The sequence below is a fragment of the Candidatus Margulisiibacteriota bacterium genome, assembly GCA_028715625.1.
Lineage (GTDB): Bacteria > Margulisbacteria > Riflemargulisbacteria > GWF2-35-9 > GWF2-35-9 > JAQURL01.
In genome coordinates this window covers 11,793-29,140 of sequence record JAQURL010000004.1, presented here as the reverse complement: position 1 = coordinate 29,140, position 17,348 = coordinate 11,793, and the positions used below count along the sequence as shown (strand labels likewise).

At 36.8% G+C, this 17,348-nt stretch carries 19 protein-coding genes; 2 read left to right on the top strand and 17 right to left on the bottom strand.

The features are described 5' to 3' along the window. Nucleotides 1-27 precede the first annotated feature (27 nt). Nucleotides 28-753, top strand: coding sequence for an HD domain-containing protein (locus PHV30_01485; protein MDD5455685.1), 726 nt, complete (start codon nucleotides 28-30; stop codon nucleotides 751-753). Nucleotides 754-792: 39 nt separating this feature from the next. Here the strand turns inward: PHV30_01485 and PHV30_01480 are convergent, their stop codons facing one another. The 10 genes from PHV30_01480 to PHV30_01435 all read right to left on the bottom strand — a co-directional run bounded on the left by PHV30_01480 (nucleotide 793) and on the right by PHV30_01435 (nucleotide 10,641). Further along, nucleotides 793-1,368, bottom strand: coding sequence for an EF-hand domain-containing protein (locus tag PHV30_01480; GenBank protein ID MDD5455684.1), 576 nt, complete (start codon nucleotides 1,366-1,368; stop codon nucleotides 793-795). Nucleotides 1,369-1,495: 127 nt separating this feature from the next. After that, nucleotides 1,496-2,386 carry a hypothetical protein gene (locus tag PHV30_01475; GenBank protein MDD5455683.1) on the bottom strand — a complete coding sequence of 297 codons (891 nt, stop codon included), beginning with the start codon at nucleotides 2,384-2,386 and terminating at the stop codon, nucleotides 1,496-1,498. Between the two features lie 2 nt (nucleotides 2,387-2,388). After that, a complete protein-coding gene (gshA, locus tag PHV30_01470) occupies nucleotides 2,389-3,576 on the bottom strand; it encodes a glutamate--cysteine ligase (GenBank protein ID MDD5455682.1) in 1,188 nt (395 codons plus the stop codon). Then, on the bottom strand, nucleotides 3,573-4,334 hold the full coding sequence (locus PHV30_01465; GenBank protein MDD5455681.1) for an ABC transporter permease: 762 nt from the start codon (nucleotides 4,332-4,334) through the stop codon (nucleotides 3,573-3,575). Before PHV30_01465 ends, gshA begins: the two co-directional genes overlap by 4 nt. Then, nucleotides 4,315-5,070, bottom strand: a complete 756-nt coding sequence (locus PHV30_01460) for an ABC transporter ATP-binding protein (GenBank protein MDD5455680.1) — start codon at nucleotides 5,068-5,070, stop codon at nucleotides 4,315-4,317. Before PHV30_01460 ends, PHV30_01465 begins: the two co-directional genes overlap by 20 nt. 108 nt (nucleotides 5,071-5,178) lie before the next feature. Then, on the bottom strand, nucleotides 5,179-6,213 hold the full coding sequence (locus PHV30_01455) for a glycoside hydrolase family 5 protein (protein ID MDD5455679.1): 1,035 nt from the start codon (nucleotides 6,211-6,213) through the stop codon (nucleotides 5,179-5,181). Between the two features lie 14 nt (nucleotides 6,214-6,227). Continuing rightward, complete coding sequence (locus PHV30_01450; protein MDD5455678.1) at nucleotides 6,228-6,629, bottom strand: response regulator; 402 nt, start codon at nucleotides 6,627-6,629, stop codon at nucleotides 6,228-6,230. A 22-nt stretch (nucleotides 6,630-6,651) separates the two neighbouring features. After that, on the bottom strand, nucleotides 6,652-7,461 hold the full coding sequence (locus PHV30_01445; protein ID MDD5455677.1) for a response regulator: 810 nt from the start codon (nucleotides 7,459-7,461) through the stop codon (nucleotides 6,652-6,654). Then, a complete protein-coding gene (locus PHV30_01440) occupies nucleotides 7,439-9,742 on the bottom strand; it encodes an ATP-binding protein (GenBank protein ID MDD5455676.1) in 2,304 nt (767 codons plus the stop codon). The genes PHV30_01445 and PHV30_01440 overlap by 23 nt, the downstream gene beginning before the upstream one ends. A 14-nt stretch (nucleotides 9,743-9,756) precedes the next feature. Next, entirely contained in the window at nucleotides 9,757-10,641 is an 885-nt protein-coding gene (locus tag PHV30_01435) for an HDOD domain-containing protein (GenBank protein ID MDD5455675.1), read from the bottom strand. Nucleotides 10,642-10,799: 158 nt separating this feature from the next. Here PHV30_01435 and PHV30_01430 point away from each other — a divergent pair, with 158 nt between their 5' ends. Next, on the top strand, nucleotides 10,800-11,054 hold the full coding sequence (locus PHV30_01430) for a hypothetical protein (protein ID MDD5455674.1): 255 nt from the start codon (nucleotides 10,800-10,802) through the stop codon (nucleotides 11,052-11,054). Here the strand turns inward: PHV30_01430 and PHV30_01425 are convergent. The 7 genes from PHV30_01425 to amrS form a co-directional block, all read right to left on the bottom strand. Continuing rightward, the gene (locus PHV30_01425) at nucleotides 11,051-12,868 is read right to left on the bottom strand and encodes a U32 family peptidase (GenBank protein ID MDD5455673.1); all 1,818 of its coding nucleotides are present in this window, start codon (nucleotides 12,866-12,868) and stop codon (nucleotides 11,051-11,053) included. The two genes, PHV30_01430 and PHV30_01425, sit on opposite strands and share 4 nt — an antisense overlap. Before the next feature lie 2 nt (nucleotides 12,869-12,870). After that, nucleotides 12,871-13,569 (bottom strand): type 1 glutamine amidotransferase, encoded by a 699-nt coding sequence (locus tag PHV30_01420; protein ID MDD5455672.1) that lies wholly within the window; start codon nucleotides 13,567-13,569, stop codon nucleotides 12,871-12,873. A gap of 53 nt (nucleotides 13,570-13,622) precedes the next feature. Next, on the bottom strand, nucleotides 13,623-14,048 hold the full coding sequence (locus PHV30_01415; protein MDD5455671.1) for a hypothetical protein: 426 nt from the start codon (nucleotides 14,046-14,048) through the stop codon (nucleotides 13,623-13,625). Between the two features lie 79 nt (nucleotides 14,049-14,127). Next, entirely contained in the window at nucleotides 14,128-15,012 is an 885-nt protein-coding gene (locus PHV30_01410) for a YitT family protein (GenBank protein MDD5455670.1), read from the bottom strand. Next, nucleotides 15,002-15,631: a DUF502 domain-containing protein gene (locus PHV30_01405; GenBank protein MDD5455669.1), complete on the bottom strand. Its 630-nt coding sequence runs from the start codon at nucleotides 15,629-15,631 to the stop codon at nucleotides 15,002-15,004. The genes PHV30_01410 and PHV30_01405 overlap by 11 nt, the downstream gene beginning before the upstream one ends. Next, nucleotides 15,618-16,310 (bottom strand): (d)CMP kinase, encoded by a 693-nt coding sequence (gene cmk, locus PHV30_01400; GenBank protein ID MDD5455668.1) that lies wholly within the window; start codon nucleotides 16,308-16,310, stop codon nucleotides 15,618-15,620. The genes PHV30_01405 and cmk overlap by 14 nt, the downstream gene beginning before the upstream one ends. Further along, the gene (gene amrS, locus PHV30_01395; GenBank protein MDD5455667.1) at nucleotides 16,311-17,309 is read right to left on the bottom strand and encodes an AmmeMemoRadiSam system radical SAM enzyme; all 999 of its coding nucleotides are present in this window, start codon (nucleotides 17,307-17,309) and stop codon (nucleotides 16,311-16,313) included. It abuts the gene before it with no gap. Nucleotides 17,310-17,348: the final 39 nt, after the last annotated feature.

Sequence of the window (17,348 nt, the reverse complement as noted above, 5' to 3'; positions counted from 1 at the left end):
TAATCTTAACTAGATGCGGAATATACTATGAACTATAAAATAATTGCCTGGCTGAATCCTCTTAATTTAAATGACTTGCCTTTTATTCTTATCAGTCAGCCTGTTTCCTTATTGGAAAAACAATTGTTTTCTATTATCGAATCCAATTTTTCCCCTGCTGACATAAATGAGCTGAAAAATGCTTATACAAATGCCAAGCTTGCCCACGCCCGCACCGGGGCTGTTCGCGAAGGAAGCGGTGTGCCCTATATTCATCATCCGCTAAGCGTAGCAATATTTGTCTGGTATCTGGCAACAATGGTAAATTTTCAGAATGTTGATAAAAAACTGCTTCTTTTAGGCGCCATTTATCATGATACTATAGAAGACACTGAAATTTTTGACACCAAAGATTCGGGCGTTCAATTTTCCGGTTTCTGCAGGCTGCACGGAGAAGATCTGGGTAAGATTCTGTTATATGTAACAAAAATACCTTTGGCAATAGATAAAAAATATGTAAAATTGAGGAATCATTTCAAGCGTTTGCACCTTCATCAGTTCATGTTTGATTTTATACCGATGGAATCCAGGTATATCAAAATAGCCGATCGCATTCTGAATATGGCTGATCTCAGCTTAACCACTGACGAGTTTGCTAAAAAAACAATTGCTCTAACAGAAAAACATTTTTATAATGTTCTGCTTTATTTGCCTGAAGAAATTAAAACTATTTTCGATTTGCATTTTAGTCGGGTAAAAGCTTTCTTAAAATAATTTCAGTTGGACTCTACAAACTTAAACCAAAAAAACCTGTCAGGTATTTGTATTTAACAAGTTAAGCAAGTTGCTACCGGACTGAGCCGCATTATTGTATGTTTGCAGTTGCCCCAGCAAAGTACTTCCCAGATTACTGAAATCCTCCTTGCTCAAGGTACCGTCCTGATTAGTATCGAGTTGAGAAAATAAGCTGTCTGTGCTTGAAGAAGCTTCCTGCAGCAACGAATCAGAAAAAAGTCCGTTTTGCGCAACGATATCACCGCTACTGCTGTTTTGTGACAAAAGTGACTGCCAAAGCTGCTGTTGCATATTGGCTACGGCTTTGTCCACTTCCGCACTTACCAGTCCCCTCATTACATCTTTGTCGGGCTTGCTGCTTTGTAAAAAACCATCAAATTCATCCTTGGTTATATAGCCATCACCATCAGAATCTATTTTGGTGAATACATCGTCAAAAGCTGTCCCTGTTTCCGTTCCCGCTACGGTATCGGCCATGGCAGCCTGCAGCTCGTCCTTGCTCAGTTTACCGTCCCCGTCAGCATCGCTTTGCGCTAACTGTTTCCAGATAATTCCAGCCAGATCATTGTTGGAAGAACTTAGAGATGTTACCATTGTTTTCCCCCTTTAGTGTTCAAACTAGCTAATAAATTCTTCCTTGAAAATTTTTCCTGTACTAATCCGTGTAGCTATTATTAATAGTACTAATATTTGAACATTTGTAAAGATGTTCCTGCCAGAATCAGGCAAGCAGCTCGTCTACAATCTTTTCTTCCAGCCTTGTTCCATATGCTTTGTTATATTCGGGTATTCCTCCTGGACAGGTTATGTTTATTTCCATCAGATAGTTGCCGATAAAATCCAGCGCCGCAAAATTTACTTTTTGATGCAGCAAAAACACCCCGATATATTCACAAGCTTTCTGTTCTTTTTTGCTAAGTGCTACCTGGGTTTGATTATAAATTCCCTGATAATTGGTGATAAACTCCCCCGGTTTTGGTAAAAAAGTAACGGCCCCCGCAACTTTTCCTTTCAAAACAAAAATACGTTTGGAACCCTCTGTTTCAACAGACTTCAAGTATGGTTGGACGATTGTAAGTTGATTAATAGCCGACAGTTGTTCCTTGTTTTCCATTTTGTATATGCCTATTCCCTGATAACTGTCCAGTGGCTTAAGTATTAGGGGCCATTTGTACTGCTTCGCAAAATTTAAAATATCTTGCGAGTTTCCTGTAACTAGTGTCGGCAAAAGAAATTCTTTAAAATTAAAAATACTTAATTTCTCGTTAAGGTTTCGAATTGCTTCTGGCGCATTGCAAAATTTTACCGGCAGCTTATCCAATATTAATGTAGCTAAAAGCACATCTTTTTCAACCGGCGGCATGGCCCGGTAATAAATAAAATCCAGAGTTTTAGCGATTATTATTCCTTTTTCTTTGAATTTCACTGATTTTTTAATTTTCTGATAGCTATGGCACCTTACAAAAACTTCATTATGCAGAAGGATTACATCTTTCGGCTCCGCTACCAGCACCTCATGCTTTCTTTTAAGATGCTCAGCCATCAACAAGTCATCGGAATAAATATCTTTCTTATGCTTGGAAATGCTCTCAATAATAAAGAGTATTTTCATTATTAACCTTTTTCGGCACTATTTTCCGTCGCGGCCGCAAGCAAGGCTACCCTGATAGTGATCATGCCCAAATCATCAATAATTCGCTGTCCCTGGCATTCATCCGGCATTTCCAGATGATCTATATCTTCATTACAAATCCTGAAAAACTCCATACCCTTGGAATTCAAATTCGCCATTTCATTTTTTAATTGATTCACTCGTAAAAAGGCTCCGATAAAATGTTGTCCTATACAATAAATAACCGGTTCGGCCACAGCCCCCTTGCATTGCAGACTACTGGGAATCCCTTCCTGAACAAGCAAATCTTTAATAATATGCTGTTTTCCCACGCTCATTTTATTGTATTTTTTGCTGTTCAAATTATCCAGCTCGTCAATATTTTGAATCGTCATTATGCCCATACCGTATGTACCGGCATCATCCTTAATAAAAATTGTAGGCACCGTACTTATCTGATATTCTCTGTATTTCCGCCTTGTCCTTTCCAGTACCAATTCTGCTTTTTGTTTCAACCTTTCCAGCGAAGCCTTTTCCTTCAGATTTATATTTTGTTCAAATTCAAATTCTGCGGAAATAAACCAGGGGTCAATATTAATCTTTTCAGCAAGCTCCACTGATAAACTCCTGATGATGGAAAAATGTCTGCTTTTTCTGCGTTTGGCCCAGATCAGTTCTTTTCCCGGGATAACAGGAATTGTCAACTGTTGCAGCAATTGCGGGTATCCGCTGGAAAAATCATTATTATTAATAAGCAGGTCTGCTTCTTTAAGGTATTTCTGGCTGAAATAAATCCCTTCAATAGTACCTTCAATTTCAGGGTGAACAAAATAACTTTCGAATCCGGCCTTATTTATTATTTGTCCTAAAGCCTTTAAATTCTGAAAATAAAAAAGGTTGCGCGTATGCGCTTCACAGAAAACTGCCACCTTTTTAACACCGGAAAAATATTGTTTAATATATTCCGCTAAATACTGAGCGGACTTATTAATCATGGTTTCACACAAATTATTAAAACCGGATGGAAACAGGTTCGTGTCTACAACCGCTGCCTTATCCGATGATATACGCAAATCCATAGAAGCATATATTGGGTAGGTCAGGCCTTTTGACTTTTGCTCTAGCCATTTTTCCAGAGTTACCTTATCCGACTCCGTTAAATTACGGGTGGTCTGTGTCAGGTTTATCATTGTTTTAGTTTATAACCTTTTTTAAATAAATATATGTTAAAAAGAATTACAAAGACAGATAAGCCTGATAGCAGGACTATGCTTATTAAAATGTTTCCCTCGGCATATCCGATCATAGACCAGCGAAAAGCATCAATCATATAAAAGAAAGGATTAAAAATTGTTATTTTATAAATAATAGCAGGTAACATTTTTAAAGAATAAAAAACACCGCCTAAAAACGTAAACGGAGTAATAATGTAGGTTGTTACAATGGAAAGGTCTTCAAATTCCTCGCTCCAAAGCGCCACAACCAGACCAACACCTGAAAATACTATACTTATAGTGGTGATAAAAAAGGCAAAAGCAAAAAAATGCTCCAATTTGAAGGGTGAAAAAAACAAACTCACACCCCATATAAGCAGACCTACAAGCACACCCCTGAATATACTTCCTATAATGTAGGCCAATACCAGTTCGGTATAGGTTACCGGTGTTACCAAAATATGGTCAATCATATGTAGGTACCTTGAAAGAAAAAGTGAAGACGAGGTGTTAGAAAAAGCCGCCATCATTACTTCCATTACCATGATGCCCGGTATAATGAACTGCATATATGTAACCGGCCCTATTGAACTTACCTGACTTCCCAGCACAAAGCCGAATACTGCCAGATATAAAAAACTGGAAATCGCCGGCGACAAAATTGTCTGGTTAATAACCTTAAGAAACCTGATTACTTCCCTGTAAATTAAGGCTTTAAATCTTATCAGGCTCATCTTCTTTTACCATCTCCATAAATAATTGTTCCAGTTCGGAATTTTCCGACAAACTTTTTTTCTTGTTTTTGTCAGTGTATATAATCTTACCTTTGTTGATTATGGCTATTTCATTGCAAAGGTGTTCAACTTCTTCCAGATAATGTGTTGTCAGCAGTATGGTTTTCCCCTGATTATTGAGTTCCTGCAGTATTTCCCACAGTTCGTGCCTTAACTGCACATCAAGACCTGCAGTAGGCTCATCCAGTATGAGTATCTCGGGGTCATGGATCAGCGCCTTGGCAATAGCCAGCCTGCGTTTCATTCCTCCGGATAATTTGTCGGTAAATGTCCGTTTCTTTTCCTCCAGGGCTAATTGCTGCAAAAGTTGCGGCACTTTTTTCTTTAAATAAGCCTTGGGCTTGCCGAAATATCCACCGGTTATATATAACTCCTCTTCAACCAGCAGATATGGGTCAAATGCATGCTCCTGCAAAGATACGCCTATAAGCTGACGGGTTTTCTTATATTGTTTGATCACGTCAAACCCGCCAACGAGAACTGTCCCTGAATTCGGAATACTCAAGCCGGTTATTATCTTGATAAGTGTGGACTTCCCTGCGCCGTTAGGGCCGATCAGGCCGAAAAAAGAGCCCTGTTCGATGTTCAGGCTGACATCCTCCAATGCCGGAACATCCCCTGTCCTGCGGTGATGATATGTTTTAAAGATATTTTTTATCTCTATAGCTTTGTTCATAATTCTAAAGGATGTTTATTATAGCATAAAGTTCAATGGATCAAATATGTCGGAATACCTCTTTTTCCTGTCCTGATAGTACAAAAACGAGTTGATTTGGTTTAGATATCAACGACGTAGTTGCGCTCTGAAAAACTCTCCGGCTTCCGTAGGATTATAATTTTTATCTTTTAATAATGATGGGGACCATTTATCGGAAAAACACCAGGCAGTCCAGCTTATTTTCCTGCTTTCCAGGTAATTATAAATATCATCCCTGTAACGACCGCGCCCGGTGTATGTATTCTCTGCCTTCTGCCCTTCCCGCTCAAACCCGAATTCTGTCACAAAAACCGGGTATTTTTCTTTGATTTTACCGAAAGCATCATCCCAGCTTTTATACTGACTGCTGCCAGGATAAGGATGAGCCGCATAAATTATGTTTTTATCACTTAAAGGGTCTTTTAAAGCTTGCGATAAATCATATGCCCAATACATTCCCCCAATAATAATCGGCTTATGCTCATCATGTCTTCTGATTATTTTTGTCAAATCCTCAGCCACTTGTTTCCAGGCTAGCCAATCAGCTGGTGTAGACCTGCCGTCTTCACTGAAACAAAATCCTGCATATACCGGCTCGTTAAATATTTCGTAAAAAGCAACTACAGGATTGTTCTTATATTTTTCCGCAATTGTTTCCCAGAAACCACTCGTTTCATCAACTGAAGTCAGATATATGCCGTCGAAATTGCCATCATAGTCTTCTGCCGGCGGAAAGCCGATAGAGTGAAAGTCTATATAAACATAAACTTTATTTTTTTCAGCCCAGTCAATAACTTTATCCAATATTTGCAGACACTTCTCTTTGCCATATTCTCTCCAGTAATATGGGTGAATCGGTAAACGAATAATATCAGCACCCCAATCCTTTATCCGGTTATAATAATCTTCACCCCAAACAATATCATCCCCGTTAAAATAGTGATAAATTGGGTCCATGGCTGAAATTCCACGAAAAACAACCTCCTGCTGGCGGCTGTCCACAATTTTATTACCGAACACCGAAAATCTATCCGGAAACAAACTTTTATCTGGCGCTAAAACCGCGCAATAAATAATGCTTTGGAGAAAAAATATTCCCAGAATAAATCGTAATGCCTTCATTGATACCACTAATCTTATGTTTTGGGTAAAATATTATGGCTTTTCAAGCGTTCCAAAATATTGTTTTCATCAAAAGGTTTTAAAATGTAATCATCACAACCTTGCTGCATTGCATCCATAAATTTGTTGCGATCATTTTCTGAGGTCACCATTATTACTTTAGCCTTTAATTCTTTGGGGACACCCAGTTCAGTTTCGATGTCTCTGATTTTATGCAATACGGATAAACCATTCAAATAAGGCATGGAAATATCTATGGTTACAAGGTCTATTTGTTTATATTCCTTGCGTGCCTTTTCATATGCCACCAGGGCTACATCCCCCCGGTCGAATTCCATACACTCTCCGAATGGTTTTAATATCTCCGCAAGTTTTTTGCGACTGATCAATTCATCATCTATTACCATTATTAACATATATTATTCCCCCTTTTCTTGGCTATTCTTCAATATCATAAGTTTTCATTCTGTCTGAAATTAAATTTTCATTGAAAGGCTTTAATATATAGTCATCGCAACGCAACGACAAGGCCTCATAAAACTTGCTTTTATCAGTATTTGAAGTAACCATTATTACCTTTGTCTGTTGTTGCTGCGGAATTTTCTGTTCTATTTCAATTGCTCTAATTTTATGCAGGATCGATATGCCATCTATATCTGGCATATTAATATCAATTGTTATCAAGTCATATTTTTTTTTGTCCTCAACTGATTTTCTAAAAACCTGTATTGCGTCCGTACCTTTTTCAAATTCATCGCTGTCACCATAATCTTTAAACGACTCCACCAGTTTTTTGCGGCTGATCATTTCATCATCAACAACCATGATCTTCAGCCTTTTATTCTTTTCCCACCCTGTCATATAGTTGTTTATTTCGAGTCTTTCCAAAATAACTTCTTCATCAAATGGCTTTAAGATATAATCATCACATCCCATTTCCATCGCATCGCTAACTTTTTCTTTTTCATTACTGGAGGTTACCATCATTATTTTGACTTTTTTATCTTTTGACAACTTGTACTCATCTTCTATGTCACGTATTTTATGAAGTACTGATATTCCGCTCAAGTGAGGCATGTTTATATCAATAGTAACCAAACTATAATATTCTTTATTTTTAACGGCTTTTTCAAAAGCTACAAGCGCTACATCTCCTCTCTCATACTCCTCACATTCACCGCGTGGTTTTAATATTTCCATCAACTTCTTGCGGCTTATAAGGTCATCATCGATTATCATTACTTTCATTTTTTACCTCCTGGTAGTAGTAATTCTTTAATCTATCTTTTTCATATAATAGCTTCTCGAAAAAATTTTTACAATTTTCCAGGTTGCTGTCTTTAGCGGCAAACTCCAGTTCTTTCGCTGCTAATGATAGAAAATTAGCTTTAATATTGGCAGTTCCTCCTTTTATGGAGTGGGCTTCCGCCCTGATAGTTTCGTAATTACCAGTATCAATTGCTTCTTTTATCAGTACAATCTGATTTTCAATAATCTTGCTCAAAAATTCATCAAGTATGGCATGCACTAATTCTGCGTTACCCTTAAATTCTCTGATTGATTGTTCTATATCAAGAGGCGCTTCAATTATTACTTTTGGTTGTTCCATAATAACCGGGGGTTGCTGTGGTTTTTTATTTACTTCCAGTTCCTGGTCAGAAATAAATGCTGTGTGTTTTTGCAGCATTTGCTCCATATGCTCGCTATTTATAGGTTTGGTTAGATAATCATCCATGCCACTTTCCATATATTTTTCCCTGTCACCGGCAATTGCGTGCGCTGTTAAGGCAATAATCGGCGTTCTGTGATTGTTTTGCTTTTCCAGTTCTCGGATAATAGTCGTGGCCTGCATACCATCCATCTCGGGCATCTGTATATCCATTAATACTATATCGAACCGTTCTTTTTTATACCAGTCCACAGCTTCCTTACCATTATTGGCAAGTGTAACCTTGTGATTATTAATACTTAAAAGCCCTATAGCTACTTTTTGATTGATTATATAATCTTCAGCCAGCAATATTTTTAAAGGTCTTATTTTTTTCTGTACTTCTTCATTGGCTTTTATTTCGGTTTTAAGTTCATTTAATTCTGTAGGGGACAATTTAGTGAATTCGACAGTAAATTTAAACTCACTGCCCTCATTAACCTTGCTTTCAACCCAAATTCTGCCTTTCATTAAGGTTACAAGTTGTTTACATATAGCCAACCCTAGTCCTGTTCCGCCGAATTGTCTGGAATGCGAACCATCAGCTTGTCTGAAACTGTCAAATATAACCTCGGTTTTATCAGACTCAATACCTATACCGGTATCTTTAACCGAAAAAATAAGCACAAGTGAATTGTTGTTTTCCTCCAAAATATTAACGGTAATCGTTATGCCGCCCTCTTTTGTAAATTTTATAGCATTGTTCACCAGGTTTATCACTATTTGCTGTATTCTTGCCGGGTCACCTTTTACAAACTCGGGTATAGAATCCTGAATTTGATGCATAAGTTCCAGCCCTTTGTTTTTGGCAGTGTACTGAAACATCTTTAGTTTTTCTTCTATCAAATTGTTAATATTAAAAGGAATACTTTCCAGCTCCAGCCTGCCTGCTTCAATCTTGGACAAATCCAGAATATCATTAACCAAGTCCAGCAAAGCGTTGGTGGAGATCGATATAATCCTTAATTTCTCTTTCTGTTCTTCATTGAAAGGTTCCTTTTTTAGAAGTTCGGTCATTCCCAAAATGCCATTTATCGGCGTTCTTATTTCGTGGGACATATTAGCCAAAAATTCACTTTTCAGTTTGCTGGCCTTTTCAACCTTTTGTATCGCTTCCATTAAATTTATATTTGCCTCGGAAAGTTCTTCTGTGCGCAGTTTTACAATATCCTCAAGATTATTACGGTGCTTTTCCAGTTCTTTTTCTGTTTTTTTATGATCAATAATACCAGCCACAATATTGGCTACAATGCTGAAAAAATCCTTGGCATCCTGAGACTCCTGATGTTCTTTTTTTACATAAATATTAATAATTCCCATGGTTTTGTTTATATTCATGATAGGAATACAATACTGGCATTGGTCATTCTCACCTTTACAATTATTGAGACAAAGTTGTTTGTTTGTCTGGGGGTCAGAATAAAGAATTTCTCCTTTTGTTGCTGCTAATCCGCAGAATCCTTTATCCAATGCTATACGTCCGCAATTTCTGACAATTTCTTCAGGCAGATTATGATAAGTATATAAAAATAATTCCTGTTTTTCTTCGTCCATCAGATAAATTGAGCCTTTAATAAGAATATCAAACCAGGGTAGCGATATGATCAGTTCCAGTACGTATTTCAGTTGTTGTTCCAATGACATATTGCCCAGAAATGCCTGCAATATAGAGCTGATAGTATTTTGCAAATGATAGTTTTTTTCTATTTCTTCCTCAATATTATCCTTTTCCTGTATATGTTGCTGCAAATCAATAATGATTTTTACTAACTCTGCTGCCGGTAGGTTGTTTAGTGTTTCAATATCTATTGTTTGACTCATAATATTTCCTATGCCTAATTTTTAAATTCTGCCAAAACTTTTTCTACTTTTTGTGCAATAATATTTCTTATATCCAATACTTTTTCTTTTACCAAACCGAGTTTTTCCAGGTTCTTTTCTTTAAATATTCCTTCTATTTCCAGGCTGACATCCTGCTCTTCGGACATACCTTTGCAATCAATCATTGTTTTAGCCAGGCCATCAGCCAGGTTTACAATATATGCAGTCCTTATGTCCCCGGGAGCGCTCAGGGGGGAGTGATGATATCCTATGGCGTTACAAAGTTCGTTAGGAAAATTCCAGCGTCTGGCTACTTCCGACCCGACATCAGCGTGATCAAAACCCAGCACTTCCTTTTCAGCCTGATGAAACTTCATAGTACCCTGTTTATACAGTTCCCAGACAGGTGTCACCTCATCTTTATGCAAATTCTGGTCAATAACCATTTTCCCGATATCATGTAAAAGGCCGATAACGTATGCTTCTTCTGTGTCTTTTATTCCAGTTTTTTCTGCTATCGTGCTGGCGCCGATAGCTACCGCTATGCTGTGATTAAATAAAGCGCCCTCTTTCATGGCGTATTTTTCCAAAGCTGCATTTAATATTTCATAAGTTGAAACGGTCAAAGCAAGGCTTTTAACTTTGCTGAATCCCAGACAAACAATGGCGTGAGAAATCGTTCTGATCCTTTGAGTAAAACCGTAATACACTGAATTTGCCAACCTTAAAACGCGTGAGGTCATGGCCTGGTCCTTTTCGATTACTTTTCCTATGTCCCTGCTACTGACATTAGGATTATTGGTTATTTTTATCAATTCATGAATTGTAATCGGTAAGGGTAAAAGGTCTCCCGCTTTTAAAACAAGTTTATCATATATTCTTCTGCTGTCTTTATCCATTTTCCTCTTGAATTTCCCCCGCTTCTTTAATGTTACATTTTATTGTTTTTCATCAGTTTTTTCCAGTCTTTACTACATTTAGATTATACTTTTCCCAAAAATATCAATAATTAAACATGTTTGTATTATGAATAATCAGGGAATTATATACATAAATCATGTCAGCCTTTGATATGTCTTATATGCCAGAAATAAACAACTCTCATTTGGGCGCTGTCAAAAAAGCGCTGGAAAAACAGGGATACAATCTTGGCGAACTGCAAACAATGCCCTTTAATAAACTCATGGAAATCTACGATAAAATGGATAAAAAAGAACTGCCTCAGGAGGTTGTAGCTTTTGTAGATCGGGTCAAAACAAATGATCAGTTTATTCAGAAACTTTTCAGCGAACGTTATGGGATGACTTTTTAACTTTTCTGCCTAACCTGCATTTCACATTTATCACAATCAAAAGACAACAAAAAATCTCTTCCTTTTTCATCTCTGATATAAAAATTTTTTGAGTTTTGTTTTATTTTAGATTTCTTAGGACATAAATCCAGCTCGTATTTAATACAATATTTTGTGGTCATTAAGCTTCTTTCATCCTGCTCTGTCAGGTTTTCAATGGCTTTATAAGTTTTTTCAACTCCGTGACGTTTATAATATAGTTCAGCTTTCTCGTTGCTCACATTCTCGGCCCGGTTAATATCAAATTTTAGTGAAAAATTTTGTTCTGTTTCCGGGTAATTTATCACACGTTGAAAAAATTTTATCCTTTCTTTCCCCAACAAATCCAATAGTTGCCTGCGGATCAGATTTATCTCACTCAAAGATAAATCAGGCAGCTCCGGCGAATCAACTTTAACGTTTACGCAGTAAAATAGAGTTCCGCCACATTTTTGTAACCCGCGCTTGAACCTTTCTTTTAAGTCTCCAGCAGTACTATTTCCTTGTTCTTTCCTGGCAATGCATCTGGTCACCGAAATCCCATCTTCGTCAAAAACACTAATAGAATAATCGTTTTTCGTCTGGAAACATAAAAAGTGGATCTTAATTTTTCTCTGAATGGGATCTCTCTTCAGCCACTGATTAAACTGTTTGTCGAAATTTCTGTATATCAGTATTCCTCGTTTTGCCCTGTCGAGGTGCTTGTCTAAAAAAACTTTATTATTCTCAACTTTGTTTATATAGGTTCCCACCAGCTTATTCTCCCGATCAAAGAAACATATTCCATCACCCGGATTTAGTTCAGCCGATTTATTCAGCTCAATATATCTCTGTGTTATTCCGGTTATTTTCCCTATTTCTTCCCCTAACGACTTGGGGCTATCAAGTGAAGCCATCTTTTGTCTGGTTTTAAAAAAATAAGATGTATAGCCCCTGTTAAATGTTTTTTCCGGATTAACCTCAAAGGATAATTTTGATGGGCGTTCATAGAAGAATCCGCTGGAAACTTTTGTTGCGGATTTCAATTTGTCTATTTTTTTTCTGTAATAATAGATGATATTTTTAATATAATTTACATCCTTAAGTCTACCTTCAACCTTAAATGAAGATATACCCGCGTCCATCAGTTGTTCTAAAGATTCGGATAGGTTCAAATCTTTCAGGCTCAGAAAATTCTTGCTGCCTAAGACCAATCCGTTTTCATCATAAAGATCGTATCTTTTACGACACGGTTGGGCACAATTACCCTTGTTAGCACTTCTTTTGCCCTGAATATAGCTTAAATTACAAAATCCGCCATAAGCCACACATAAAGAACCATGCACAAAACATTCCAGATCTACTGTTGTTTTTCTTCTGATTTCTTTTATTTCTTCCAGACTTAATGCTCTTTCCAGAATAACTCTTTTGAAACCTGCCTTTTGTAGAAATTGTACTTTTTCTGTAGTCATATTAGTCATTTGGCTGCTGGCAAAAAGAGGAATTGGTGGTAAATCGCTTTCCAGTAAACCTATATCCTGTATAATCAGCGCATCTATTTCTGCTTCATATAATTCCCGAATAAGTTTTCCAGCAATTGATATTTCATTATCCGTTAACAGTGTATTCAAAGCTACATAAACCTTGGCCCAATATTGATGCGCATGAAGAACAAGCCTGCGGATATCAGCAATAGAATTGCTTGCCTGACTGCGTGCGCTGAAATCAGGACCGCCTATATATACAGCATCGGCTCCGTAATTAATTGCTGCTATTCCGCATTCCAGGTTTTTGGCAGGAGCAAGCAGTTCTACCATTATTAAGGTTCTATTAAAAGGTGTGTTAAAAATTCAGTCATTAAGCGGTTGTTTTCTTTTATATAATTTATTCCAGCCTGAATTTCTTTAGAGGACTGAATATAGCTGTCCTTTATAAGTTCATCATTACAATTTTGTAATAAATATTTAATGCTGCCAGTTGATGACTCAATATGAAATTGAAGCGCCGCAACTTGCCCTCTGTTATACTCGAAGGCCTGATTCTTACAGGCTATGGAACTAGCCAGATTTTTTACTCCAGTAGGAGTATCAAAAGTATCCCCATGCCATTGAAAAACCTTAAACGTATCAGGAAAACTTTTAAAAAGCTTCGAGGTTTTAGCCTGTCCTGTAAGTTTTATGTCAAACCAACCTATTTCTTTATATTTATTTTTATAAACTTTAGCTCCAAGAACATTGGCAATTAGTTGGGCCCCGAGGCAAATGCCTAAAACTTTTTTATCTTTTTTAATGGCTGTTTCTATGTATTTTTTTTCCTCATGCATCCAGGGATACTTATTTTCTTCATACACCCCCATAGGTCCGCCAACAATTATCAAACCATCAATATCATTAACATCCGGGAAAGGCTCTCCGTCAAACAGGCAGGTTCGGCTTAGGACTATTTCCTTACTCTCTGCCCAGGGTTTAATCGCTGCCAGGTCTTCAAAGGGCACATGTTGAAGATAGTGAATACGCATAGCGTTTCAATTATATCATAATCATAAATTTTGGGAATTTCTTGAATAACTTTTCAGGCGTTCCAGGCTTGACCAACTACTCCGCCTTCTTTTGCACTGATTGTTCGGTTTGCTACTTCCTGATAGGCATGTAAAGAAGTTTCTTTCTGGCTTTGCTTTTGCGCTTCCATTTCACCTGCTCTGCTGGCTTGCGCATTTCTGGCGGCTTCCTCACGAAGTGCAGTTTCTACAACTCTATGTCGTTCTGTTTTTGTATCTGTTTCAGCCATTTTTGCATAAACCACATCTTCATTTTCACGTGGCTTTTCTATCGGCTTTTGCTCCTGAAGAATGGCAACATGCTGAACTTCTACTTTTACAGTCTGTTGTTCCTGTTTGTTTTCAGCTTTATTCTCAACCGACGTTTCTTTATAATTTATTGAATTTTGAGTGCTTGTGTATTTATTAAGAATACTGCTTATATTGCTATCTATATTCATATTTTATTTATGCCCAATTTAAAAATTTTTAAACATTATTTGTTTGTACTGGATATATGTTTAAAGGCTTCCGGGATATTCAGCTACCTTTTTGTCGGACCTGTTTTGTTATTATAGGCCGTGACTTGATGAGGCCCCCCTGGGTATCGCTGATACTTTGCTGAATAATAAAAGCATTTTGGTCAATCTGGGTAATCTGATAAATAAGCTTGGGTATTTCCAACCTGGTAATAACCGTATAGATGATATCAAATTCCTTATCATTAAGGCCTCTTTTTCCTTTATACAAAGTAACCCCTCTTTGCATTGTATCAATTATATGACGTCTGATCTGGTCGCTACAATCTGAAATAATGGTCACTCCTGTATACTCTTCAATTCCATGTACTATAAAATCTACAGTTTTAGATGCTACAAAATATGTCAGCATGGCATAAAGGGCTGTTTCAATATTAACAAGCAAGGCGGCAAGACTAAAAATTAAAATATTTAGAAACAATATTACGCTACCTACCATCCAGCGGGTTTTTAGGCTGATTAAAAGAGCCAGAACCTCTGTGCCATCTATCACACAGCTACCACGTATTGCCAGACCAACTCCACCGCCCAAAAAAATACCTCCGAAAATAGCGACCAAAAATTTATCTGAAGTTATAATGGGATATCTTATAAAAAGCAGACAGCCGTCTAAAATGATAATTGCCAATAAAGTCCTGAGAGCAAAACCTCTGGAGATTAAAATATATCCTAAAATTATAAAGGGTATGTTAATAACCGCAATCAGCAGCACCAGGTCCATTTTGGTTAAAAAATATATCAAAAGCGAAATCCCTGTTACTCCACCATCCAGGAATTTATTGGGGATCAAAAAACTTTTCAAGCCAAAACTTGCAGACAAACCAGCGGTTATAAGAAAAAGCAAGTTAAGAATTTCGTTGGTAAAATTAAATTTATCAGACTTCATCTGGTGATACAAAGCCTGCTGAAACAATCATTTTAATACCATCTTCTACAGAGATGTCTACAGACTTGATTTCATTTCTGGGAACCAATAAGATGAATCCTGACGTAGGGTTCGGGGTTGTCGGTACAAAAACTGAAACAAGCCTTTTTTCATTTTCACTTTCGTTTAATACATTAGGAAATACTTCTTTTGTGACAAAACATAGCGAATATAACCCTTTTCTGGGATATTCTATTAACACAACCCTCTGGAAAGTTTTGTTATCAGTGGTTATTGCCTTAATCATTTTTTTAACTGCTGGATAAATCATGTTTATAAGGGGTATTTTGTGTAAGTACTCCTCAATGCTGTTTGCAATACGTTTTAAAAAGGTAATATTAGCCAGATATCCAATCAGGGAAATCAGGCTTACTGCTATTAAAAAACCGAGGATAACCTCGCTCGCCTTGTCCAAACCTTTTGCAAAAAATAAAACATTCAAAAACTTACCAACCGGCGCGCCAAACAGTTTGAAAATAAAAACAACTATCCAAATTGTCACTATTGTAGGAAGAATGACAAAGAGTCCTGTGAAAAAATAGTTTCTTAGCCTGGTCATTTTCTTTTTAAGCATGTTCATGGTTTTTTTCTTTCCCAAGTTTTATTGTATTATATAATTGAATCATCATTTCTTCTATGCTTAATCGTGTTGTGTCTACTAATATTGCATCTTTGGCCTGTTTTAAGGGAGAAACATTTCTTTGCATATCAATATTGTCTCTGTCTTTGATTTCGTTTATTATTTTTTTTAAACTAAATAACTGGTCCGGAAATTTTTGAGCCAGCTCTTTACATCTTCTTTCGGCCCTAGTTTCTATAGACGCATCCAGGTAGAATTTATAAGTAGCGTCCGGAAAGACAATCGTCCCGATATCCCTGCCGTCCATGATAATACTTTTATTTCTGGCAATTTCTCTTTGTTTTTTGATTAATATATCCCTAACTTCCGGTATTTTGGCTACAATAGATACATTGTTTTCAACCTCAGGCAAGCTAACCTGTTTTTTATAGTTTTTTCCATCAATCAACAGCATGTTTGCGGAAATGGAAAAAGAAGTATTTTTAGTAATCTCCACTATTTTATCAATATCAGAAAAGGAAATCTTGTTCGCCAGACATTTATAGGTAATTGCTCTATACATCTGTCCGGAGTTTAAATAGGTAATACCCATTTTTTTGGCCAGAAGAGCAGCTACTGTACTTTTTCCTGAAGCCGCCGGCCCGTCAATCGCGATTATAATATTTGTTGTCCGCGCCATTTAATTTATAAACCAGGGAATAACCTTGTGGCAATTTTTACAGATCTTCCCTGCAGTATTATTTTCGATTATCTGAAAATGTCTTCGTTTTATCAGATAAAAATTACAATTCGGGCATAATGTATCTTCAGAACTGGAGCTGTACACATATTTAAGCCCTTTTTCCTTAGCCAGGCAGGTAGCGGCTGATACCACATCTCCCGGAACCGGCATTTTGTCAGCAAAATCCAAATTCGGGAAAAAAACTGTTATGTGAAACGGAATATATTTACTCAGGCTAGCCACCCAGTCAAATGCCTCTTCTATTTGTCCCAGATCAGTATTAATGTCTGTAACCAGATTCCATACAAGTTCAATATGTTTTTCTTTTTTTACCAAAAAATCGATAACCTGTTGAACATTTTCTTTTGCATTTACTCCTGTTAGTTTTGTATACGCCTTATCTGTAAATGCTTTCAAGTCTATGCTATAAGCATCGATATAGGGCATTAATTCGGCCAGAGGCTCAAGGCAGACATATCCGTTGGTAACCGAAACTACTTTTTTGTCATTATTTTTTAATAATTTTGCTGCTTCGAAAATTGTTTCAAAATTAATATTGGGTTCATTATAGGTAAAAGCTACCATATCAAGATAATATTTTGTGGTCATATTTAAAATTTCTTCAGGTTCTATGCACTGCATTTCTCTTTTAACAGAATTACGTCCAGGTTGCGATATCTGCCAATTCTGGCAATGCCTGCATTTAAAATTACAGCCTATTGAACCCAGGGAAAGGATTTGACTACCCGGATAAAAATGATATAAAGGTTTTTTTTCAATAGGATCTACCGCTATAGATGAATAAGCATTATATATACTGTTATAAAGCACCCCGTTTTTATTTTGTCTTATATCACAAAAACCTTTTTTATCAGGGCTGATCATACATTTGTTAGGGCACAGCAGGCACTGTACCTTTTTTCCGGGATATGAATGGTAATAGTTTGCTTTTTTCATTATAATAACTATTCTATAATAAGAGCCTGGATAAATAAA